Below are 23,450 nucleotides of genomic sequence, written 5' to 3'. Positions count from 1 at the left end.
GGTATGTCAGAGCGTGTCATGCCCGGTCGCACGGACGGCCTGATCACCCTGGGTGCCGCGGACGCTCTGTGGGTCGACTTGACGGCCGACAGTGCTGTGCCGACGGCTTCTGGGGCATTCACCTGCTCTCCTGCCCATGCCCGGATGGGGTACGTCCTGCTCGGCGGCCATGTCGTGGCGACGGTGAGGGCGAGCGGCGGTCAGTGGAGTGTTCCGGAGGCTCGGGTGCGCCGGGCGGCCGCGGAACTGAACGCGGTGGGAATGGACCGGCAGGACCTGGTCCGCATCGGTCCGTTTCGTGGGGCGCCGACGCAGGAGTACGACGAGGAGACGCCGCTGCGTTGGCGCCGGCGCATCACGTGGGAACTGCAGGAGCCGGGCGGCCCCGCGCGGGAGGCAGCACGACGTGAAGTCGGCCGGCCGTACCATCTGGCGGGGATCGACTGGCGACAGATACTCGTGGAGCAGACCCGCGACGGGACGCAGCGGACGTGGTGGCTGCCGCGCGCTGTGGTCAGGCTGCTGGATGCGGCCGAGCACACCGAAACGCAGTGGGTGCAAGCCGCACGGACCCGCCAGGCAGGCGCAGCCGTCACCGAGCCGCCCTCCTCCCCCCGGCAGGCCCGAGACGCCGACGGTCGGCAGCCGACGAGCCCCGAGGGCCCCACCGCCTCACTGCGCCCGTACAACGCAGAGCTGCAAGGCCAACTGTACTCGGTGCTCAGCAGGAAGCCCGGTACCTCCCGCCGGGTGGCTGCGTGGGCGTGCGCCGTCTGCCGCACTGCGCCCGCCACAGTCCTCGACCACTGCCACGAACACGGCTACGTCCGCGCCCCCCTCTGCCAGTCCTGCAACACACTGGAACGCCCCGACCACCTCTACAGCAACGACATCCGCGTGGCGAACCGCTACACACGCCTCTTCCACACCGACACCGACGACTGGCTCCGCCACTGGCACCGCTGCCCCGGCTGCCGCGCACGCACCACCCTGCCCCTGCCGCACCTCGCCGCATGGACCGCCCACACAGCCTGCCGATCACTGCGCCCGACCCACCGCGCTCCCCGCGGGCGCAAGCCCTGCGGTGTCCTGCGCGTGTCCTGGACGGGCAGTCACCAGGCGCCCCGTTCCTGCCTGTTCACGGTCGCCGTCGACTTCTGCCCCTCCGGCGAGCACCGTGTCCTGGCGCGAGTCCCCTACCGTGAAGCCGCCGAGCGGTTTCGCATCTGGCTGGCCGAGACGGCCCCCGCCGTGGCCGCCGCGGCCGGTCCTGACCGCTTGGACGACCTCCCTGCCCAGTTCCGGCCAGTCATCGTGGACACCAGCGGCGAGGGCCCCGCACTGTTCTGAGCGAGCACCGGGAGACCTGACACCCCCACGTCACCTCGCAGCTGCCGGCCCCGACACGGTCACCCCGCACGCCCCAGCGAAATGCCCGGCAGAGTTACCCCGGACCCTGCTGCGCCATTGCAGGACGTGGCCGGTGATGCGACGGGAGGCGCTCCTTGAGGCCCAGGCGCCCGGTCGCGCGGGCCGGATTCCGGCACCCGCTTTGATCGGCTGAAGAACGGCGCAGCAGAGTCGAACGAACTCGGCCCCACGCCGAAGCTGGACTCCCAACCACACGCGAGTACCGCTCTGTTCAGGTCCAGGAAGCCGCGAACCCACGCGCTTCCAACCGATCCAAAGCCGACAAGGACCCCAGCGACTCGATGCCCCCTATGCCGGCTACTGGTGTCAGTGCCTCACCGACTGGGTCGCCGACAAAACCCGCTACCACCTCACCGTCGACCCCACCGAACAAACCGCCCTCGCCGAAGGCCTGGCCCACTGCCCCGACCAGCCCATCCACGTCACCCTCGCCCGCTAGCCTCCCGGGCCAGGCTGCACAGCGGCCAGGCGCCGCCTTGGCGTGGCCGCCCGGCAGGAGGTCATCCTGCTCAGCCCGGGACGGTTTGTGAAGGGCGCCGTATTCACGGGCGAAGCGGTTGGACGGGCGCCCCTCCCATGTGGCGCCCGTCCGCAGGCCGGCGCCATACAGGAGGGGCCACCCCATTGCCCGCCAACATCAGGGTCGTGGCGTTCGCCAGGAAGTCCACCCGGACAAGGGAGCCGGCCGACCGGCGGTTGAGCGTCGGATCAAGCCCCCCTGACAGCATTACCGTTCGCAGCTGGGGGTGTGGAACGGGGTTAGCGAGGGGTGACTTCTGCGGTGAGGCGGCCGGTCCAGGGGCACCAGTAGAGGCCGGGGAGGAAGGCGCCGCCGGCTTCGTCCAGGTGGTCCTCGACGTAGGGGATGGTGGCGTCGCAGACCTCGATGGCCGCGTCGGCGAAGCTGATGGTGTCCGGGTTGTAGTGGAAGTCCCACTGGGGGTTGTAGCTGGCCGCGTGCTTGATGATGCGGCCGATGACGACCTTGGGTTCCCCGCTCCTGACGATGTCACGGGCTTCCTTGATGACTTCTGACCTGGTGATCTCGATGACGAAGTTGTGGCCGGTGATGTCCCGCATGTTGAAGTACGCGGCGTCGCCGGCGGCTCCGGCCTGTCCGCTCTGCCCCATGGTCAGAGCGAGCAGGGTGACCGCGAAGGCACCGATCCGGGTGGTGATACGTCGCATGAGGGCAGCTCCGTGCCTGGGGGGTCGTGACACTCACGACCATGCAATAACGCAACGTAGTCGAATGCATACGTCAAGTAAACGATCACGCTCGAAGCCCGCCTTTCAAGATCCTCGACAGCATCGGCACTCACCGAGGTTCCCCGCTCGCTTGAGGACTTGATCAAGTGAGGCGAGGAGCAGCCCCGGTCGTTTTCAAGGCTCTGTCCGCGGTTCTCTGAACTGGCCTGGCCGTCAAGATCTGAGTGGTCGTACGGGCCAGGGATGTCCATCTGGTGAGCTGCCGTCGCGAGTCGCGACGAAACGGCCGAACTCCTCTTCCTCCTCGTCAGTGTCAAAGGGAGGGAACTCGACCAGGTCGAAGAACGTCTCGTGACCCGCCGGCAGATCATGTAAGTGGTCGGTTTCTCGCTCAGCCGTAGGCAGCCGTCTCTAGGGTGTGCATCAGGGAAGTCCACTGATCGTCCCGGAGGCGTCATGCCCTTGCAGATGAAGTTGAGCGCGATAACCCTCGACTGCCCTGATCTACTGGCTTTGGCGGCGTTTTATCAGAAGGCCACCGGTCTGGAACTCCATCCCAAGTCGAACGCCGACTTCGCCGGTCTCGACTGTGAGGACGAGGTCTTCATCGGCTTTCAACGGGTCGATGGCTACAGGGCTCCGCGCTGGCCTGAACAGACCGTTCCTCAGCAGCTTCACATGTGCTTCAAGGTCGAGCAGGACTTGGATCAGGTCGAAGCCCAGTTGCTGGAGCTGGGTGCGAGCAAACCGGATCACCAGCCTCATGGGGCCAGGGCACGCGTTCTCACCGATCCGGTTGGGCACCCCTTTTGCATCGTCGAGAAGGCTGATTGAGGAGTTCACGACGCCTGTGGGCCCAAGTCATGCATGCCTACGGTAGGGCGGGACTACATGTCGCGAGGACAGCCAGTTGGCCGCGCATACCTGGTGTTCTGCGCGACGGAGGGAACCGCGAGTCGTCGTGAACGCGTCACCGCCGACGAGTACGTGCGGGGCCAGGGCGCCGGACGGCGTCTTCGGATGGGTTCCCAGGGCTGCGGGGCAGTGTGAAGGAACTTCGGGGAAGTGGAGAAGAGGGACAGCTGCCCGGCGGGGCATCGGCGGCGGACACCGAGCAGGACGCCGGAGCGTCGGCCGCAGGGCCCTCGGGGATGTCGTCGGATGCCGCGGGGACCGGGTGTCCACCACCGCCCGCTGCTCGGCGGTGTGGGGGTGCACGCGGGCAAGGGGTGCCTGGCCGGGCCCCGTTCCGCCACCGGCTCCTTCCCGCGGTCGTGGCGTCGCTGGCCGCGATGACGCTGACGGTGTCCTGCACAGACTCGTCCACCCCGCACCGTCGTTCACCCGCCGGGCAGCACGCGCCTGCCGACAGCGCGTCCGCGGGCACACGAGCCGGGACCGGCGAGGACTGCGATCGGCTGCGGTCACTGAAGCCCCCGGACGGCATGCCGGAACCGGGCGGCCGGATGCCGAGCGGTACGGCGATGGAGCGGATCGTCGCACGCGGTCGGCTGATCGTGGGAGTGGACCAGAACACCTATCTCTTCGGCTATCGCGACTCCGTCACCGGACAGCTGAACGGGCTCGACATCGACCTGGTGCGGGAGATCTCCCGCGCCTTGTTCGGGCGGCCGGACCGGGTGCAGTTCAAGACCGTGCCGTCCTCGCGGCGCATCGAGATACTGGAACGCGGCGAGGTCGACCTGGTCGCCCACTCCATGACGATCACCTGCGAGCGCATGGAGCGGGTGCTGTTCAGCAGCGACTACCTCGATTCCGGCCAGCGCGTCCTCGTCCCCGACACCTCCCCGGTGAAGAACCTGGCTGATCTCGCCGGGCAGAAGGTGTGCACGGCCCAGGGCACCACCTCACTGGACGAGTTGCGCCGCGCCCGCCCGAAAGTGCGGCCGGTGACCGTCGCCGACTGGACCGACTGCCTCGTACTGCTGCAACAGGGCGCCGTGGCCGCCGTGTCGACCACCGACAACGTCCTCGCCGGACTGAGCGCCCAGGACCCCACCACCCGCATCACCGGCCCCCGGTTCACCTACGAGCCGCACGGAATCGCCCTCGCGAAGAAGACGCCGGAGCTCGTCCGCTTCGTCAACGGCGTGCTCGCTCGCCTGCGCGCCTCGGGCAAGCTCCGCGCCCTGCACGAACGGTGGTTGGGCAGGTACGGGGATTTCTACCCGCCTGCGCCCCGCTACCGCGAGTGACACCGCCCGAGGCCGCCGCGGCAGGTCGACAGCCGTCTCCCAAGGCGGCCGGCGGCCGACAGCGATCACACGCGGTCGTCAGCGGTCAGAGGTCCCTGATGCCGTCGTCACCTTTGCCGGCTCCGCGCCGGCCGCCGGTCCCGACCCGGATCCGCCAGCCGCGCCCGTCACGGGGCGCGTCGATCACCACCAGCATTCCGGGAAGCAGTTCCAGCCTCTCGCGTCGGAGTCGGCCCGGCAGGCCGCCCATGGCGAGGACCCATTTCTGCCAGAAGAGCTTGGGGGTCAGGGTGCGGACCGAGACCATGCCGGACCACTTGTGCCACGACCGGCTGACGACCCGTGCGGTGGCGGGCGGCCCCGTGTAGCGGAGCACCTCCCCGGCCGTGCCGCTGATCTCCTGGTCGAAGGTGCGCAGTTCGTCGAGTGGGGTGACGTGCAGTTCCCAGCCCCCGTCACCCGTGGTCTGGAGCAGCGTAGGCCCGGGGCCGATTCCGATGATGCCACCGCCCTCGGACGGGCTGCCGGAATCGGCGAACAAGGTCACCTTGTATTCGCGTGACTCGATGCGGAGATCCACCCTGGAGTGGTGCTCCGCATCCTGCGCGCGCCGCAGCGTGAGCGCGCCCGGCACCCCCGTATGGACGAGGACTTCCGCGCCGGTCCCGGTCGTGGTGGTCTCCACCGGGCGAGCCGCGGACAGTGGCAGTATCCGCAGCAGCCACTCGCAGTTGTCGGCCTTGCTGACCTCGACCCGGCCGGTCGCCGACCAGATGGGTGGCGTGTCGTGGTCGAACAGGAACCTGGCACGGTCGATGTCGCCCACGGACCAGTGGACCTGGTCGCCGACGTCCGTGCGCAGCCTGAGGTACGGGCGAGCGGGGCGAACGCAGACGATCTTGGTGAACTCAAGGATCGCTGCTCCCCGCGGGTCCGGCCTGGCGATCTCGACCGTCTGGTTCCCGATCCCCCGGCGGCAGAAGACTCCCCCGTCCTCGACCTCGTCCTGCTCCAGCGGGGTGACGGAGATCGACCACCGCTCGGCCTCGTCGATGCGCAATCGCTGCGGTCCCGACAGGCCCACCTGGTACTCCCAGGTCCGCATCTCCGCCGTACGGCAGTGCTCGGCCTCGAAGTCCCGGACCAGTGGGGTGTCGTCGGCACCGACCAGGGTGAACCTTCGCCAGTGGGCGCGGTGGACCACGGTGGCCCAGCCCTGCGGTCCCCGGTAGTCGAGTACCGATGGTCCCGTGCCCTCGGCGGCCTCGGTGAACGTGCGCACGTCGGCTGTCATCGCATCGCTCTCCCCGATGTGTCGTACCGCAGGCTAACCGGCGACCACCTTGATCTGAACATGGCGTCGGTGGTCGTGCCGCGGACATCGGCCGACCGGACGGGCCTGACCCGATCCCCTGGCAGGGGCCGACAGGACGCCGACGGAACTACGTGCCAGCGATGAGCAGGCGGTATCCGTAGTCCATGCTCTGCTGACCCAGCAGGTCGAAGTGGCGGTGATGCCAGGCGCCGAAGTCGAGGTCGGCGCGGAGCCGCGCGATCGCCGCATCAACGGCAGAGGGCGGTTGCTGGGCGAAGGTGGAGCCGACCTGCGGGAGTACTACCGGCCCGACGACCGTTTCGCTCCGGACACCAACTCGGCCCGGATCGCTCTGGCCCAAGACCATGCGGCCGAACAGCTTCCTGCTGACGCGCGTGGTTGAGGTCGCCGTGCACGTCGCCTCCTTGGCCGAGTGGGCTCGGACCGTCCTGGCCGACCCGGACACGGTCGTTCTCGACACCGAGACGACAGGCCTGGATCGGAGGCCCGCATCGTCGACCTTGGCATCCAGAAGGTTTCCGGCGCGACGACCACGTCCGTGACGCGCCGTCCTGCGGGGACGTCCTCCCGCAGCGTTCACTCGGGCCTGTGGGGCTGGTACTGGGCTACTTCCCGGAGGGCTGCGAACCGGCCCGCGCCGCAGCCGATCCAGCTCCGAGATCCACGCATCGGGCACCCTCAGGAACCTGCTTTCGAACAAACCAGAAGGGTTCCTGACCCCTCGTGGTGGCAGAGCAGCTCCGTGTTCCTGGTCATGACCGCAGGGCCAGTCGGCTGCTGCGTCGCGGGACCGCTGGTTCCGGCGTGTGGGTGAGGAACGCCTTGTGCAGCGCGCGAACGGTGTCGGCAAGGAGAGCGTGATGGCATACGACGGTGATCCGCGTGTCCGCCACCGTCAGGAGGATGAAGGGGATCCCGGCGCGTTCCATGGCTCTGCGCAGTGTCGCGACAGTTTCAGGGTGGGCGCGCAGACCGGACCCCACGAGTGATGCGGTGGCGGTGCACCCGTCATGGGCCCGATGGTGATCTTCGGCTCCGCCGCGGCACTGGTGGAATACGCCGCCTGGCGGTACGGCTTCAGGTGGGCCCTGGTGGCAGCGGCAGTGGCCGGTCCGCTGGTTCCCCTGGCCACCTGCCTCTTCGCCCTCGTGGTCAAACGCGCCGTGATGCCCGCGGCGCGCGCCGGGATCCACCCGGAATACAGCGCCTTCGGGGTGCGCAAGTGGATCAGCGACGGACTGATGCTCATCAGCCTGACCATGACCCAGGCCCTGTACTCCACCCTCTATCTCGTGCCGTTCCTGCGGGCGATGGGCGCACGGACGGGCCGGTGGGCCGAGGTCGCCACCGTGAACTTCGTCGACCCCGACATGCTCATGGTCGGGGAGGGCAGCTTCCTGGCCGACATCAGTGTCGTCGGCCCAGCGGTCTTCCATCGGGGCCGTATCGCCCTGGCTCCGGCGCAGATCGGGCGGCAGAGCTTCGTCGGCAACGGGGCGCTGGTGCCCGGCTCCTGCCGGCTCGGCGACAAGAGCCTCCTCGGGGTGCACTCACTCGCGCCGACCAGGCCCATGGACCCGGAGACGACCTGGCTCGGTTCACCGGCGATCTTCCTGCCTCGCCGCGAGGTCAGTCGGACCTTCCCCGCGAGACTGACCTACGCACCGAGTCGCGGCCTTGTCGCGGCGCGTCTGGCCATCGAATACTTCCGCGTCACCCTGCCGGCGACGGTGAGCACCCTGGGCGTCCTCGGCGTCCTGTTCGCCGCACTGCGCCTGGTGGGTTCCCTTCCGCCCGCGGTGGTGGCGCTGCTCGGCCCCGCCCTGCTGCTGGGCGCCGGCCTCGGCTGCACACTGGCCGCCGTCGCGGTCAAGTGGGCGGTCGTGGGCCGGTACCGGCCGCGCGTGGAGCCGCTGTGGAGCGTCTGGGTGCGCCGTACGGAACTGGTCACCGGCCTGTACGAGAACCTCGTCGTGCCTGTCATGGTGAGCCTGCTCACGGGCACGCCAGGGTGTGTCGTCGGCCCGGGCTTCCAGGTCCCGCAGCAGAACCGGCGCGGTGTCCTGCCGGGTGGCGGGGGAGCCTGCCCAGTGCTCTCCGGGCGGCACGACGCAGTCCTCCGGCACGAGCGACTGCTCGCCCACACTGGCGCCGTCGCCGATCACTGCTCCCGGCAGCACCACGCTGTTGGCTCCTACGAAGCACCCCGCCCCGATCCGGACCGTCCCCAGGCGAAGCCGGCCGGCTTCGACGGTGTACGTCTGCAGCCGGGCCCCGTAGCCGATGCTCGTCCCCGCCCCGATGCGCAGCAGTGACGGCGGCGCCAGTATCGCCTGCAGGTGGCAGTGGCCACCGATGCGTGCGCCGAGCAGACGCAGGCAGGGGGCGAGCAGCGGAGAACCTGCCAGCAGACGCAGCGGGGTGAGCGCGAGAAGCTTGCTCTGCATCCAGAACCGCCAGTAGGTCACGCCCCAGAGCGGGTACAGCCCCGGGCGTGCTCCGGCCATCAGCAGCCGGGCGGCCGGCAGCGGCAGTACCAGCAGGGTGATCACGAGCCATCCGAGCTCCAGCACCGTGAACGCCGGCACGGGCAACCGGACGAGGTGGTCGAGGACTCCGGCCGTGGACTGCGGCATCCGGAGGTGCCCGGAACGGAACAGCCGGTAGAACAGGACGGTCATGGCGAGTCCGGGCAGAAGCAGCCACGCGTACAGCCCGGCGAGCTGTGCCGCGCCGCAGGCCATCACCCGGGCGGTGGAGTGGTGCAGAGGTGCCAAAGGCGCGTCGGCGGCGGTCGGCGGTCCGGCCTGCGGCTGCGTGGCGCGGGTCTCGATGAAGGCTGCCAGGCCTCTGAGGGTGGAATGGGCGTACAAGTCGCTCATGGCCACGTCCCGCAGAAGGGGATCCTGCCTCATCCGCGAGACCACGCGGGCAGCGGTCATGGAGTGTCCGCCCAGGTCGCAGAAGAAGTCCTCCTCCGCCGAGATCCCGTCGCAGCCGAGCGCGTCGGCCCACCATGTGGCCAGCCGCCGTTCCAGCGGTGTCGCAGGGGCGACGTGCGGTCGCGAGCGCCGGGCCAGCGGGGGCGAGACCGGGGCGGGGAGCGCGGCGCGGTCGACCTTGTCCGCGGCCAGCAGGGGGAATGAGGGAAGTACTTCCACGTGCGCGGGCACCATGTAACCCGGCAGTCTGCCCTGCAACCGGACCCGTAGGCGCTCCCGCAGGTCCTCCGGCGAGAGAGCGTCCGCTGCTGTGGCGAGGGTGATGTAGCCGACGAGGTCCTGAGCGGACCCGCCGCGCTCCAGTGGCGTGACGACCGCGTTCTCCACCGCCTCGTCCTCGCGCAGCATTTCCTCGATCTCCGCCAGTTCGATGCGATAGCCGCGGATCTTCACCTGCGTGTCGACCCGGCCCAGGTACTCGATCTCGTCCGTCGTGGTGCGTCGTCCGCGATCCCCGGTGCGATAGACCCGTGGGGCGGCCGCGCGGTCGCGGGCTACCGGGTTGGGGATGAACCGCTCCGCGGTCAGGTCGGGCCGGTTGACGTATCCGATCGCCACGCCCGGGCCTCCGATGCAGATTTCCCCGGGCTCCCCTGCCGGAACGGTGCGCAACGACTCGTCCAGGATGTAGAGGCGGTACGTGGGCAGCGGGGTGCCGATGGTGACCGGCCGGTCCGGCACCGGTTCGCTGCAGGTGGCCGTCACCGTCGTCTCGGTCGGGCCGTACGCGTTGAGGATCCGCACCCCCGGGCGCCACCAACGGCGCACCAGGTCGGCGGGGCAGGCCTCGCCGCTCAGGAGCAGAGTGCGCAGCCGGGGCAGCTCCGGCTCAAGGGTGGCCAACAGCGTGGGCACGCAGCACAGCACGGTGACCTCGCGCTCCGCCAGGAACGCGGTGAGGTCGGGCCCCGCGATCCGCGCTCCCGACGGGCCCGCGACCAGCGTCGCCCCCGCGATCCATGCCGGCCAGATCTCCTCCAGCGCGAAGTCGAACGCGATCGACAGACCCTGAAAGACCCTGTCCTCACCGGTCACGCGGTAGACCGGCGTCGCCACCCGCAGGAAGTTCACGATGCTCGCGTGTGAGACCGCCACTCCCTTGGGCCGTCCGGTGGTGCCGGAGGTGTAGATGACGTAGCAGGGAGAAGAGGGTGCGATCTCGACACCGGGCCGGCCCTCCGGCAGTGCGGCCAGCCGATCCCCCAGGCGGTCCATCTCCAGCACCGCACACGGCAGGCCCAGGGTTCGACCGGACATCGATGAGGACGTGACGAAGTCGCGCAGCCCCGCGTCCTCGGCGATGAACTCCAGCCGGTCGGCCGGGAACGACGGATCCAGGGGCACATAGCTCGCCCCCGACTTGATCACTCCGAGCAGCGCCGCATAGGCGTCGAGCGACCGGTCGAGCAGAATGCCGACATGATCGCGCGGCCCCACCCCCCGCGCCATGAGCAACCAGGCCAACCGGTTCGCCTGCCGATCGAGTGCGACGTAGGAGAGGCGGTCCGCGCCGCACTCCACGGCGGTGCGCTCCGGGTTCATGTCGCACGCGCGCTCGAAGCACTCGTTCAGGAGCCTCGCATCGGGCCGGATACGCCTACTTGCCTCTGATGGCTCTTCCGATGCGGCACAGCCCTCGTCGAGCAGTGGCCGCTTCGTCCGCCCTGTCATCGCCACCGTCTCCCTCTGCGCCGGAATCGGGCCCCGGTCGGTGTCCGGCAGGACCGCGCCCCGGCGATCCGTGATCCCGGGACTCACTCCGGCGACACCCATCACGCTAGGGAGCACGTGGTTAGCGTCTGCTGCGGGGAAGGTTAGGCCGCGGTTAAAGCCTGGGTATTCGACCGTCGGCACGTCGATATCGGCGAGGTCGCAATGACCGACAGGCGCCGCCGCCCCTGCGGAAGTGCCTCCGGTGAGCTCAGGTCAGACCCTGGGCTCCGCGGGTTCGGCTGGGGGGACGAGCCAGGTGAAGCAGGGACACGGGGCCCGGCGGGAGACGAACAGCCGCCCCCCTTCAGCCTCCACCAGAGACCGGGCGAGGGTCAGCCCGATGCCGTGCTCCTCGCCCGCGGGGCGCCGGGCGAACACGTCCTGGGCTTCGGGCAGCCCCGGGCCCTGGTCCTCGACATCGACGGCCAGAACCTCGCCGGCGTCTCTGGCTCGCACCGTTACCTCTCCCCGGCCGTGAGCCGCGGCGTTGGCGATCAGGACGTCGAGCACCTGAGAGGCGGCTTGCCGGGAACCCACGGCAGGCGGCAGGTCGTCCTCGACCACCACCCGCAGCAGACGGCCCGCCGCCGCGAGATCGTCCTGCCATCGCCCTCGGGCTTCGGCGAGAAGAGCTGTCACATCGAGCGACGTACGCTCCGGCACGTCGCGTGCCAGGGCCAGCAGGTCATCCACCGTCGTCGCCATATGGTCCAGCGACTCCAGCGCCGCGCGCATCGCCGCGTACGGGTCGGAGGGCGGCCAGACAGCGAGCTCGCTCTCCAACTCCAGGCGCGTTCGGGCCACCGCGGTGCGCAGCTGGTGGGATGCGTCGGCGCTGAAGGCCCGCTCCCGCTGCAGCGTACGGTCAAGCCGCTCGGCGGCACGGTTCAAGGCGGTGGCGACCTCGTCGGCCTCCGACAGCCCGCTGGGGGCGGCCCGTGCGGTGAGATCGCCGCCCTCCAGTCGCCGCGCGGTCCCCGCCAACGACTCGAACGGCTGCGCCAGTCTCTTGCTGGACCGAAAGGACACCAGGGCCGCAGCGCCGACAGCCAGGGTCCCAAGTACCCCCATCGCCAGCCAGGTGAACGCCGCCCGACGCCACGCCCACGCGCCACTGCGACTGACCCGCACCGCACCGCGCACGCGCTCGGCGGACCCCACCGGGACCGTCACGACCAGGTCCCCGCCGACCTGGAGGGACTGCGCGGAGCCCGCCAGGGCGGCCCGTACCACGGCATCACCGCTCATCGGCCCCGAACCGGTCACCAGACGCGCCCTGGTGTCGTACACCGCCAACCGCGTGCCGGGCCGCAGCCGTGGCAACTCCCGCGGGTCGAACCGCGACACCACCGTGGGCAGCGTCAGCGCGGCGCGGTCGGCAGCCCGTTCCAGCTCACGGATCTCGTCCTGGCGGTACAGACGCAGCACAGCCACGGCCAGCGGCACGGCGAACAGCAGCAGCGCGCACAGGACGGCGACGACCGTGGCCCGCAGGATGCGGCGACGCACCTCAGACGTCCGGTGGGGGTTCGAGCCGGTACCCGAAGTGCCGCAGCGTGGTGATGTCCACGAAGTCGCCCAGCTTGCGACGCAGCGCCGCGACGTGCACGTCCAGGGTCTTGGTCGAGCCGAACCAGTTCTCGTCCCACACCCGGCTCATCAACTCCTCCCTGCTCACCGCCTGCCCCGGCACCGCCGCCAGTACAGCCAGCAGGTCGAACTCCTTCGGCCGAAGCTCCACCTCGCCCACGGGCGTCAGACACCGCCGCGCCGCACGGTCGATCACCAGTCGCCCGTGTCCGAGAGGTGCCGTGCCCGCGGTGTCGCCTCCGTCCGCCGCCCGCCGCAGATGCGCCGTCACCCGTGCCAGGAGCTCAGCGAGCCGGAACGGCTTGGTCAGGTAATCGTCCGCGCCTGACTCCAGTGCCTGGATGACATCAAGTTCTCCGGTACGGGCCGTCAGCACCACCAGCACCGCGCCGGGCAGCCGGTCCCGCAGCCGCTGGCACAGCTCGAAGCCGTCCACGTCCGGAAGCCCCAGGTCCAGCAACACCAGGTCGACACCGCCGGCGGCGGCCCTCGCCAGAGCGGCCGCGCCGTCATGGCACCAGTCGGGGTCATGACCGACGTTGCGCAGCGAGGCCGCGAGCTTGGGTCCGATGGAGGCGTCGTCCTCCACGATCACGATCCGCGCCACACCATGAACGCTAACCACCCGGTCAGCCATCGACCACTTGCGACTCGCGTTTGCCGACATCGCGAACCCCAGAGAGACCGCGCCCAAGCCGCCGACCATTTCCACGCGGGTGTGACGCCGGCTGATTCCACTGGCCTGCGCGCCTCAGACGCGATCGCCTACCACTGAGTTCGCCGACTCCTTCGGAACGACGCCCAGAGTGCTCCGCTCGCGTCGCCCGATGGGGAACTGGACGTCACCTGACCCTCCTCCGCCCGGAGGTCGTCGAGGCCTGCGCTGACCTTCTGGGCGCGGACCGGTTCGACGACGCAATCTTGTCGAACTGTTCGCCGGGGCGATCGGACTGTTCAAAGGTGACCGCTCGCACAAGGACCGGCCGCTGCTACCGTGCCGCTCGCGTTCGGTACTGCTTCCCCTGCCCGACCCTGAGTGTGGTTTCACGCTCATACCTGAGTTTGCCGCCCGAGCTACCACTTCCTGCTCTTGATCCTCTGTTCGAGCTCTTTGATCAGATTGCGCATCCATTCCGGGCGGGTGTCCGGATCCGGGAAATCCTTGTCGTACTCTTCGATGATGTCCTCGGGGTTGTATTTACTCGGCGCCCGTTTACGCCCCGAGCTCTTCTCCTCTTCTCGCCCGGGCTCGCAGACGTCTTCGCCGACATCGTCGCTGGCGTCGCTTCCCTGCTCATCGGAGCGCACAGCCGCTGGACGATTGCTCAACCAGGTATCCAGGCGGGCCAGTCCGTAGCCGGCAACGAACCCGAGACCGAACGCTCCACTGCACAGGGCGATCGCGGTGAGAGCCTCCGCGCTCAGAAGCGTGCCCGCCGCGCTCGCGCCGAACACGCTGAACCCTGGCACCTGCTCAATGACTTCGGTGACGCTCCCGGTCCGGTCGAGCCTGTTGACCGGGTCGTTGCCCGCGTACCGGTAGAGGTTGATGTCTCCGGATGCGAACAGTGCCGGATCAGGTGTTGTCCAGCGGCCGGCATCCGGGTCGTAATCCCGCGCGCCGAAACGGACCAGGCCACCGACGGGGTCCCAGAGGCCGCCGCAGAAGCCAAACGGCTGGAATCCGGGACTGGAATCCTGGATAACCTTGCCGAACTCGTCGTATTCCAGTTGTTGGGCGATCACCCCGGTCTCGGCATCTACGACGAGGCGAACACTGCCCAGGTGGTCACAGAGAATGCGGTAAGCGCGGCCATCGCGCACCATGGCGAGCGGCGTGCGCCCCCGGTGGCCATAGTGGAAACGGCTGACGACTTTGTGACCGGCATCAACCTCGGCGACTAGCGCTTGCCCGTCGTACAGGTATCCACGGTCCGCGACGCCATTGACGATCCTGCGTACCCGGCGTCCCCAGCCGTCGCTCAGATACTCGACCACTTGGTCAGTGCGTTCCACCCGGGTCAGGGCGCCCAGCTCGTCATAGTTGTAGCGCACCGCTCCGCTGGGGCCGGTCGTCGAAGCGAGGTCACCGGCTGGGGTGTACTGGTAGGTGTCGTCGCCGACGCTGACCAATCGGTCACGTTGGTCATACTGGCTGACCAGCGGCTCTGTTCCGTTGATGCGGCGGGCTGTGCGGTTGCCCTGCGCGTCGTAGGTATACGTGATGGTCACGGCACCGTTCCTGGTGACGCGGGTGAGTTGTCCGAGCACGTCGTAGCCGTACTGGGTGACCGTGTTGACGCCTGCAGCGGTCTCGTCGACCTCGACGATGCGACCGACCGCGTCACGGTGCCAAGTCACTGCATACAGTTCCGTCCCAGCGTGACTGGCCCGGTAGGTGGCCAGCATTCCGAACACGTCGTAGCCGTGCTCGTCGTGCACGTCGGCGAGGCTGACCTTCGTCACCCGGCCGGTGTTCGGGTCCCGGGTGACCCGGATGGGGCCGTTGGCCTCGATGTCGCCGTCGATGTCGCGGTCCACCATGACGGGGATCTCGTCGTTGACAGCGGTGGACTGAATCAACAGCCTGTCGTCGTAGCTGCGGCGCACCGTTCCGACTACCGCGCCCGAGTATTCCTCGCCGATCAGCAGGCTGCCGTCGTATCGGTAGCTGATGCTCAATCCTTGCGGAGTGTGTGCCCGGATCAGCTGGCCGGTCACAGAGTGGTACTCGAAGTCGTATCGGCCGGCTTCCACGGTCACCGTCGCCAGCCGGCCGCCCTCGTCGTATGTGCGGCTGGCCGTCCGTCCGTCACCCTTGCCCCCCTCAGTGAGTTGACCGTGGGTGTCCCACTCCCAGACGGTGTTGGCCGCCGCTCCCCCGCCCGATGGCGGCAAGTATCGTGACACTTGTCCCAGCGCGGTGTATTCGAAGCGGTGCGTGGCCCCGCTCGGTGTCTTCAGCGCCACCAGCCTGCCGGCGGGATCGCGGGTCAGCTGGACGGCGCTGCCGTCGGCGCGAACGATCCCGGTCGCCCGGCCCGCCTCGTCATAACTCAGTGTGGTGATGGCGCCGTCCGGGGTGCTGATACGGCTGAGTCGGCCGCCGTCGTTGTAGTCGAAGCGAGTGATGCGCACCTGGGCCCCGCCCCGCTCGGTGCGCGTGGACAGGCGGCCCCGGTCGTCGTAGGCCAGGGTCACGCCTGCGCGACCTGCGGTCCTCGTTTCGGCAGGACGCCCTGCGGCATCGAGGACCAGTTGCTGCTGCAGGCCGCTGGGGGACGTTGCGGTCACGGTGGTGCCTGTCCGCGGTTGGCCCGTGACGTCGAATGTCGTGATGTAGATGCGGCCGTCAAGGGTAGTGCGTTGGGTCAGACGCGTCAGGCTGAGCGGGTTGCCTGGGTCGGCCAGGTCTGCGGTCTGTTCAGTGGTGGTGATCTTGCATAGGCCGGCGGGTGTGGTGACGGTGCTCTCGGCTAAGAAGGGTGCTTGCATGCTCCATCGCGGGTTTGGGCCTGTCTTCCCGGTGTAGACAGTGCCGTCGGCAGTGGTGGTCGTGCGGCTGCCGTCGGGGGCTGCCGTGGTGACGGTGTCGTGCTCGCCGCAGCAGTGGGCGGTTCGGTGTGTGATTCCGGAAGGGAGGCGCTCTTCGGTGAAGCTGGATTCTCGTCCTTCGGTGGTGAGCGCCGTGACCGCATGAGTTGAATTGGTGCGCTTCGCGGCAAGGGTGGTGGTGCCACCTGCAGGGTTGGTGTCACTGTGCAGGCGTCCGTCGGCCTCATAGGTGTAGGTGTGCTGGTGGCCGAGGGGGTTGGCAAGGGTGGCGAGGAGTCCACCGGGGTGGTAGCGGAGCGTTGTTGCGGCGTTGGTGGGGTCGGTGACGTCGGTGAGGTATCCGTCGGCGTTCAGGGTGAGTTGGGTGTGGTGACCGCTGGGGCCGGTGATGGCGGTAGGGCGGCCCTCGGTGTCGCGAGTGATGGTGACGGTGTTGTGCTCTGCTGGAGCCCCGTGGACGACGCTGGTGAGGCGATCGCGGTCGTCGTAGTGGAACGTCATGAGGGGTGCGCCGGTGTAGGCGTTGAGTGTGCGGGTGTGGCGTCGGCGGGCGTCGAAGACGTAGATCTGGTGGCCGTCGGTGGAGGGCAGGGCGATTTCGCCTGCAGTGAATCCGGGGTAGGGCGAGGCAATTTTGCGGATGCGGCAGGTGAGGGCGTCGCTGATGTAGAGGGCGCCGTCCGGGGCGAGTGCGATGTGCTCGGGGTCGTTGAGTTGGGCGGTGGTGGCGCGTTGGCCGTCTCCTTCGGTTCCGCGCTGTCCGGTGCCGGCGATGGTGGAGATGGTGCCATCGGGGGTGATGGCACGGATGGATGCGTGGCTTCGGTCGGTGATGTAGAGGGTGCCGTCGGGGTTGAGGGCGAGGCTGAAGGCGCTGAGTTGGGCTTGGTTGGCTGGTCCTCCGTCGCCGTGGATGCCTGGCCAGGTTCCAGCGAGTGTGGTGATGGTGCCGTCTGGGGTGATGCGGCGGATGCGGCTTTGTCGATGATCGGCTACGAGCAGGCTGCCGTCGGGGGTCGCGATCATGTTGAAGGGGTCGAGTGTGGATTCGGTGGCGGGCACGTTGTCGCGGAAGGTGTCTCCGTCTCCGGCGAAGACGGATAGGTGGCTGTCCGGGCCGATGCGGAAGATGCGGCGTCCGGTTTCGGCGATGTAGAGGGCGCCGTCGGGGCCAAGGGTGAGGCCGTGGAGCGGTTGGACGGTGATGCCTTCCAGGACGGCGAGGGTGGTGATGATGCCGTCGGGGCCGACCTTCCGCAGACGTCGGTCGGAGACAATGTAGAGGGTGTTGTCGTGGGCTATGGCGATGCCGGTGGGCTGGCCGACGCGTGCGGCGGTTGCCGGGCCTCCATCACCCAGGGCTTGGGGCGGTCCGGGGGCACCGGCCACGGTGGTGATGGTGCCATCGGGGTCGATCTTGCGGACACGGTTGTTGGAAGTGTCGGAGAAGTAGAGTGTCCCGTCGGCGGCGACAGCCATGCCGCGCACGGTGATGCCGATGCGGGCTTCGGTGGCCGGGCCTCCGTCTCCGTTGTCTCCTGCCTGTCCGGTACCGGCGATGGTGGTGATGACGGGGCTGAGGGGCTCCGCACGGCGTTGGCGGCCGTCACCCAGGTAGAGAGTCTGGGTGACGGGGTCGTAGGCGTGGTGCAGGTTGAGTGACCAGCCTCCGAAGCCGGCCTCGCGAGGTGTGGTCCAGGCTCCGATGGTGGTGGTGTAGGTCTGGGTCAGGGTGATTTCCTGGCGAGTGGCGTCAGTGATGGGTCGACGGCCACTGCGGCCCCCGCTGGAGGTTCCGGCACTGGCTACGAGGCCAAAGGCCCGCTCGAATACTGCCGGGCTGGTGTAGACGGCTTCGTAGACGTATCCGATGGTGATGGTGACCGGGCGGGCTCCCTGTGCGGGGCGCCCTGCGGCGTCTTTGCCGTCCCAGCGGAAGGTGTGGGTCAGCGAGGGTCCCGGTGGGAAAGTCTGGTGGAAGCGGCGGCCTTCAACTCTCACGCTCAGTTCCACGCGGCGCAGCGACTTGGGGGGCTGCTCGGGGGTGAGGGGTATGTGCAACTGGTAGGCCGGGGTGAAGCCTTGGGCGCGGGCGCTGCTGTAGCAGAGGCTCAGACCGGTGCCGGCGAGGGCGATGCGTTCGAGAAGCAGTTGGTTGTCGACGTCGATGATGGAGCCGCGGACGTGGCAGCCTTCATTGGTCACGGGGTCCGTCTGAGCGAGCGGACTGGACGGGAACGTGGCCTCGCGATCTTTGGGAAGTGCGCACCAGTTGAGGTCTTGGGGGCAGAAGTGAGCGAGGGGGACACGCCAGAGTTGCTGTCCCGGCGAGTAGGTGGCGGCGAGGAGGGTGCGTTCGGCCTCGGTGATGCCGAGGGCCGCGAGCGCGTCGGCGGGATCGGGCTGTCCGTCGCCCGTGATGTCGAGGTCGACGGTGCCGCCAGTGGTCGCCAGGAAGGCCAGGACGAGGCCGTTGGGTTCGGCAGTCCAGTGCGTGGCGTGGGGGTCGTAACTGCCCAGAGGGACTGGCCCGCCGACGGGGAAGCCCAGGAAGTTCTCCACGTACAGAACGACGGGCTGGCTGAAGCGGACCGTGCGGGCGCCGGCTTGGGCGGCTTCGTCGGCCTTGCAGGAGACGGCGTAGGTGTAGGCGGATGCGGGGGGTAGGTCGGCGGGCATCGCTTCCGGGCCGGTGTCGCCGACGGTGAATTCGGTGATGCGGATGTGGGCGTGTTCGAGCGGTTGGCTGGTGCCGTCGGACAGGTCCATCTCCGCGGTGGTTCCGGCGGGGATGAAGAGGGTGGCGCGGCGGGTGCCGTCGTGGTCGGTGACGGTGCCGGCGCGGATGAGTTGGGCCGGACTGTGAGAGGTGAGGTCGACAGCGGTGGCGGCGGGGTCGGTGCGGGTGAGGACGACGTCGGGCAGGCTGAGGTAGTCCTGCCAGGGCACGGTCACGGAACGCTGGGCCCGGAGGTGCCCGTCCTTGGTGTAGTTGAGGACGAGTTGGGTGCCGCCGTTGACGGCCAGGTCGAAGTGGCCGTCGGCGCGGGTGAGGGTCTGACCGTATTCGGGGCGGTCGTGGATGGTGACGGTGGTGCCGGGCAGGGCGCTGCCGGTCGGGGTGCTGACGCGGCCGCGCAGGACAGCGACACGGTGAGGGGCGAAGGTGCCGGGGTCCACGCCGGTCTGGATGGGGTTGGGGCCGGTGTAGAGGAAGGCGGTGGCCTCGGCCAGGGGGGTGATGGTGGTGGTGGGCAGGGGCGGCGCGACATCGGCGGGGTCGGGCGGGAGGAGTGGGCCCGACAACGTCAGTTGCGCGGGTGTGCTGGTGTTGCCGGCCGGGTCGCGGGCCACAAGGGTGATGGAGTCACCGGCGATGGCAGGAAGCGTGAGAGTGAAGGCGCCCTCAGCGTCGACTTGGGTCTCGGCCCTGTCGCCAGTGCGGGTGTTGGCGGCATCGACGACTGCTGCGGGCTCGACTGCCGCGGCCGCGCCCGTGACATGCGCCTGGCCCGTGTCGTCGAGGTCAGCGGTGACCAGCGTGAGGTCGGGGGGTGCTGGTGCGGTGGGGTCATAAAGGACCGAGAGCGTTTGGCGGGCCTGTGCGCCGGTCGCTCTGGCCGTGCCGTTGAAGGTCAGCCTGTTGGGACCCTCGGCGAGGGCGACCTGGGCGGTGAAGTGATGGTCGGCATCGATTTCGACGCCCTCGTCGTCGAGCGTGAGGCGGCAGGGTTCGCTGACACGGCCGGTGACGGTCAGCTGCGGCTGATTGGTGACCTTGCCGGATGCTGGGATGTCGATGGTCAAGGTGAGTGGGGCTGCGGTGCTGCGTAGCCGGGCGCAGAAGGTGGGGCCGACATTGCGGCGGTCGCGTCGCCGGCCTGTGGTGCGGGATTCGTCCAGCAGGCGGTGGCCGGCGTGGTCGGCGGTGAAGTAGATGTCGGCGCTGCCGTCCTCGCGTGAGACTCCGGGAATCGGGGTGCGGCGCATGGAATCGGCCGGGTAGTCGATGCGGAACCAGCCGTCGGTGTCCGTGCTGCCATGGCCGAGGGGGTCGTCCTGGACCAGGTCGGCGTCGAAAGCGGCCACCCGCACCCCGGTCAGCGGGGTGGTGCCGTCGCGGGCGCTGAGCCGGCCGACGATGACGAAGGCACCGAGGTGCTGGCGGATCTGGGCCCAGGCGGGCGCCGGGATGGCGTAGTGCCAGTCGCACGCCTGGATGCCACGGCTGCCGGGCCGCCAGGTGGGGGTGAAGGCCAGCAGGGTGCACTCGACCGTGGGCGGCTCCTTGCCGCCCTGCTCCGGGCCGGTGACGCGAATGCCTACCTCGAGCGGGCCGCCCTCGTAGGCGCTGCCTCTGGGGGGCAGTTCGGCGGTGAATCGGCCCTCGTGATCGATGGCAGCGTCCGCGAGCCAGCGGGCCTCACGTGCGGTGGTCTGCACCTTCGACAAGACAGTGACCGCCTGTTTGGCGCCTGGTCGGGCAGTGAAGACACGCAAGGTGGCCCCGGCCGGTATCTCCCGGCATTCCAGGCCCAGTAACGCCTCGATCCGCCCGCTCAACCGGTAGCCCACAGCGCTCCCCCTCCGCCGAGATGGCATGCCTACGGGGCAGCCTCCCGTCGTACGCACCGCGGCCGCAACGCGTCAAAAGACGTAGGCGGGCGCACACCCAGCAGCACGCGCTCCCCCACGTCAGCCCGTGAACCTCACACGCCGCTCCGCATCCACAATGCCTCCCTCAAGGTCCTCAGAGGTACCGGCAACCACGTCGCAGAGAGAGCGTCAGGTGGCAGACCGTTCAGGGAACGAGCCAGCAAACGCATCCGGTCGTATCAGCGTGTCCCGTCTGTTAGACGTCATTGAAAATGCCTACGAGTGCGACAGTTTGGGCAGCTTGGTGCCGACATGATCGGTAAGCGTGCCTGCCGACGAAGAGGCGCAGATTTGGGGCGGCACCTTGCCGACGAAGGGCATGCGAGAGGCCTCTCCCGGTATCTCTTGGGCGAGCGCCGGGAGGACCGTGCAGCGCGCGGAGGCGCTGTGCTCACGGTAGAGGCTGACCCGGCGCGGGTCGATATTCGGCTGGTGCAGGGCGAGTTGGTATGCCCGAGATGTGCGGGCGTCTTGCGGCCGTGGGGGTGAGCACGTTCGCGTGTACTGCGTGACGCCTCGGGTGGGCCGGTGGTGGTGCGTCCTCGGCGGGCGAGGTGTGTGGGCTGCGGCATGTCGCATGTGCTCCTTCCGGTGATTGCGCTGGTCAGGCGGGCGGATCTGGCCGGGGTGATCGGGTCGGCTCTGGCCGCGAAGGCAGCGGGGGCGGGAGCTCGGGTGATCGCTGAGCGGCTGGGCCGTCCGGTCGTGACGGTTCGTGGGTGGCTGCGCAGGTTCGCTTCCCGGGCGGAGTGGGTCCGGCGGTTCTTCACGGTGGTGCTGGTGGATGCCGGTGTTGACCCGGCTGTTCCGGGGCCGGCCCGCACGGTCTTCGCCGACGCGGTCAGCGCGGTCGTCGGAGCGTGGTGGTCGGTCGCGTCCCGGTGGCCGCGGGTCGGCGAGGTGTCGCCCTGGCTGGTGGCCTGCGCGGTCTCCGGCGGGATACTGCTGGCGCCGTCCTGGCCCTCGGAAACGATCAACACCAGTCGACTCTGACGCCACGCCGACACCGCCTGTCACCGTCACGCGTGTGTGTTCACGCTGCGTGAGAGGGCTGGTGCCAGATGCCAGGTCAGGAAGACCAGACACGGCTGGAGCGAGCTCAGGCGATCGGCCTGTTCCGCCACATGCTGATCAGAGAGGCGGCCGACCCGACGCTGTCCCGACGCCAGCGCGGCACGCTGGTACGGGAGTTGGCAGCCATGACTCATATCGACCCGGACGGACGGCCGGTGCGGATCACCCGGTGGACCCTGGACCGGTGGATCTACGAGTGGCGCCGGACCGGGTTCGAGGCCCTGGTGCCCTCGCCGCGCCAGTCCCGGCCCCGCACGCCGCACGCCGCGGGAAATCCTGGACCTGGCAGCGTCGCTGAAGAAGGAGAACCCGTCACGGTCGGCAGCGCAAATCCGCCGGATCATCGGAGCTCAGCGCTCCGAGACGGGAGCCGCCCCGCTGGCCCGCTGGATGAACGGCCACCCGCTGACCGTCCCCAACCCCGCCGACCTCACGGAAGCCTTTCGCTGGTCAGAACATCGCACCGTGTCCAAGACCGCACTGGTCTCCCTGCACGGCAACCGCTACCAGGTCGACCCGTTGCTCGTCGGCCAGCGCGTCGAGCTGGTCTTCGGCCCCTTCGACCTGTCCTTCCTGCGAGTCAGCGCGAACGGCCAAGACGCCGGGACCGCACTGCCCTTCCAGGTCAGCCGCCACTCCCACCCCAAGGCCCGGCCCGAGACTCCCGCCGAGGAGCCCCGGCCGACCACCGGCATCGACTACCTCGGCCTGATCGACACCGCCCACAAGGCCGAGCTCGCCGACAAGGTCAACTACGCAGCCCTGGGCGAGCCGATGCCGCCCACCGTCGACCTCACCGACCTGACCGGCGAATGACCCAGAGCGCCAACTCCACAGAGGACCAGAGTGATTGACAAACTCCAGGCCCACTACGGCTTCACCCGCATGCCCTTCGGCCGCGACCTCGCCCCCGGCATGCTGCACCGCCACGCGTCCCACAACGAGGCTGTCGCTCGCATCACCTGGTGCATCTCGGAACGCTCCATCGGCGTGGTCACCGGAGAGGTCGGCGCGGACAAGACCGTCTCCGTCCGCACGGTCCTGCACGGCATCGACCCGTCGAAACACACCGTGATCTACCTGCCCAACCCCATGATCGGCGTCCGCGGCATCCACGAGGCCATCGTCACCGCCTTCGGCCAGCAGCCCTCCCACCTCGGCTCCCACCTCACCGCCCAGACCGGCCTGACCCTGGCCGCCGAACGCGAAGAACGCGGCCGCACTCCCGTCCTCGTCCTGGACGAAGCCCACCTGCTCAACTACGAACAGCTCGAAGCCATCCGGATGCTGACCAACACCGCCATGGACCAGGACTCGCCGCTGTCCTGCCTGCTGGTCGGCCAGCCGACCCTGCGGCGGACCATGAAACTCGCCGTCCTGGCCGCGCTCGAACAGCGGACCGCCCTGCGCTACACGATGCCCGGCAGGACCTCGGCCGAGACCGCCAGCTACATCAAGCACCACCTCGGCCTGGCCGGCGCAGCGACCAGCTCTTCACCGACGACGCCGTGACCCTCATCCACACCACATCGCGCGGCTTCCCCCGCGCGGTCAACAACCTCTGCCTGCAATCCCTCGTCGCCACCTTCGCCGCCGGCAAGTCCCTCGTCGACGAGAAAGCCGCCCAGTCCGCCGTCACCGAAGTCCTCGACTGACATTCCACACCCT

Annotated in this window: 12 protein-coding genes and 2 pseudogenes; 6 read left to right on the top strand and 8 right to left on the bottom strand. The window is 69.1% G+C overall.

The annotated features are described in order from the left end of the window. Positions 1 to 3: 3 nt before the first annotated feature. Positions 4 to 1,350, top strand: coding sequence for an endonuclease domain-containing protein (locus OG568_RS58300; protein WP_329538067.1), 1,347 nt, complete (start codon positions 4 to 6; stop codon positions 1,348 to 1,350). An 840-nt stretch (positions 1,351 to 2,190) separates the two neighbouring features. Here OG568_RS58300 and OG568_RS58295 read toward each other — a convergent pair. Then, positions 2,191 to 2,619: a BP74-related protein gene (locus OG568_RS58295; RefSeq protein ID WP_329538066.1), complete on the bottom strand. Its 429-nt coding sequence runs from the start codon at positions 2,617 to 2,619 to the stop codon at positions 2,191 to 2,193. Between the two features lie 477 nt (positions 2,620 to 3,096). On the opposite strand from OG568_RS58295, the gene OG568_RS58290 reads away from it, so the two are divergent. Together OG568_RS58290 and OG568_RS58285 are read left to right on the top strand one after the other, a co-directional pair. Continuing rightward, entirely contained in the window at positions 3,097 to 3,474 is a 378-nt protein-coding gene (locus OG568_RS58290) for a VOC family protein (protein ID WP_329538065.1), read from the top strand. Positions 3,475 to 3,944: 470 nt separating this feature from the next. Further along, entirely contained in the window at positions 3,945 to 4,856 is a 912-nt protein-coding gene (locus OG568_RS58285) for a glutamate ABC transporter substrate-binding protein (RefSeq protein ID WP_329538064.1), read from the top strand. An 85-nt stretch (positions 4,857 to 4,941) separates the two neighbouring features. Here OG568_RS58285 and OG568_RS58280 read toward each other — a convergent pair whose 3' ends face one another. From OG568_RS58280 to OG568_RS58255, 7 genes are all read right to left on the bottom strand, one after another. Beyond that, positions 4,942 to 6,150 (bottom strand): hypothetical protein, encoded by a 1,209-nt coding sequence (locus tag OG568_RS58280; RefSeq protein ID WP_329538063.1) that lies wholly within the window; start codon positions 6,148 to 6,150, stop codon positions 4,942 to 4,944. Between the two features lie 148 nt (positions 6,151 to 6,298). Then, complete coding sequence (locus OG568_RS58275; protein WP_329538062.1) at positions 6,299 to 6,538, bottom strand: hypothetical protein; 240 nt, start codon at positions 6,536 to 6,538, stop codon at positions 6,299 to 6,301. Between the two features lie 406 nt (positions 6,539 to 6,944). Next, entirely contained in the window at positions 6,945 to 7,628 is a 684-nt protein-coding gene (locus OG568_RS62020; protein WP_443077987.1) for an ACT domain-containing protein, read from the bottom strand. A gap of 162 nt (positions 7,629 to 7,790) precedes the next feature. After that, on the bottom strand, positions 7,791 to 10,865 hold the full coding sequence (locus OG568_RS58270) for a non-ribosomal peptide synthetase (protein ID WP_329538061.1): 3,075 nt from the start codon (positions 10,863 to 10,865) through the stop codon (positions 7,791 to 7,793). A 255-nt stretch (positions 10,866 to 11,120) separates the two neighbouring features. After that, the gene (locus tag OG568_RS58265; protein ID WP_329538060.1) at positions 11,121 to 12,416 is read right to left on the bottom strand and encodes a HAMP domain-containing sensor histidine kinase; all 1,296 of its coding nucleotides are present in this window, start codon (positions 12,414 to 12,416) and stop codon (positions 11,121 to 11,123) included. Position 12,417: 1 nt separating this feature from the next. Beyond that, complete coding sequence (locus OG568_RS58260; RefSeq protein WP_329374854.1) at positions 12,418 to 13,104, bottom strand: response regulator transcription factor; 687 nt, start codon at positions 13,102 to 13,104, stop codon at positions 12,418 to 12,420. Between the two features lie 467 nt (positions 13,105 to 13,571). Next, complete coding sequence (locus OG568_RS58255) at positions 13,572 to 20,495, bottom strand: NHL domain-containing protein (protein WP_329538059.1); 6,924 nt, start codon at positions 20,493 to 20,495, stop codon at positions 13,572 to 13,574. Positions 20,496 to 21,278: 783 nt separating this feature from the next. Here OG568_RS58255 and OG568_RS58250 point away from each other — a divergent pair. The 3 genes and pseudogenes from OG568_RS58250 (at position 21,279) to OG568_RS58240 (ending at position 23,437) form a co-directional block, all read left to right on the top strand. Then, positions 21,279 to 21,701, top strand: coding sequence for a hypothetical protein (locus OG568_RS58250; RefSeq protein ID WP_329538058.1), 423 nt, complete (start codon positions 21,279 to 21,281; stop codon positions 21,699 to 21,701). 68 nt (positions 21,702 to 21,769) lie between these two features. After that, a pseudogene (locus OG568_RS58245) lies at positions 21,770 to 22,598 on the top strand (Mu transposase C-terminal domain-containing protein). Between the two features lie 30 nt (positions 22,599 to 22,628). Continuing rightward, positions 22,629 to 23,437, top strand: a pseudogene (locus OG568_RS58240) (ExeA family protein). Positions 23,438 to 23,450 lie beyond the last annotated feature (13 nt).

Source organism: Streptomyces sp. NBC_01450, assembly GCF_036227505.1.
GTDB lineage: Bacteria > Actinomycetota > Actinomycetes > Streptomycetales > Streptomycetaceae > Streptomyces.
Note: the sequence above shows the minus strand (reverse complement) of the source record. Positions and strands in the feature narration are given on the sequence as shown.

Bases quoted from the DNA above. Each gene is read 5' to 3' on its own strand.
- OG568_RS58300 (WP_329538067.1), top strand. From the start codon at position 4: ATGTCAGAGCGTGTCATGCCCGGTCGCACGGACGGCCTGATCACCCTG.
- OG568_RS58295 (WP_329538066.1), bottom strand. From the start codon at position 2,619: ATGCGACGTATCACCACCCGGATCGGTGCCTTCGCGGTCACCCTGCTC.
- OG568_RS58290 (WP_329538065.1), top strand. From the start codon at position 3,097: ATGCCCTTGCAGATGAAGTTGAGCGCGATAACCCTCGACTGCCCTGAT.
- OG568_RS58280 (WP_329538063.1), bottom strand. From the start codon at position 6,150: ATGACAGCCGACGTGCGCACGTTCACCGAGGCCGCCGAGGGCACGGGA.
- OG568_RS58275 (WP_329538062.1), bottom strand. From the start codon at position 6,538: ATGGTCTTGGGCCAGAGCGATCCGGGCCGAGTTGGTGTCCGGAGCGAA.
- OG568_RS62020 (WP_443077987.1), bottom strand. From the start codon at position 7,628: ATGGAAGACCGCTGGGCCGACGACACTGATGTCGGCCAGGAAGCTGCC.
- OG568_RS58270 (WP_329538061.1), bottom strand. From the start codon at position 10,865: ATGACAGGGCGGACGAAGCGGCCACTGCTCGACGAGGGCTGTGCCGCA.
- OG568_RS58250 (WP_329538058.1), top strand. From the start codon at position 21,279: ATGTCGCATGTGCTCCTTCCGGTGATTGCGCTGGTCAGGCGGGCGGAT.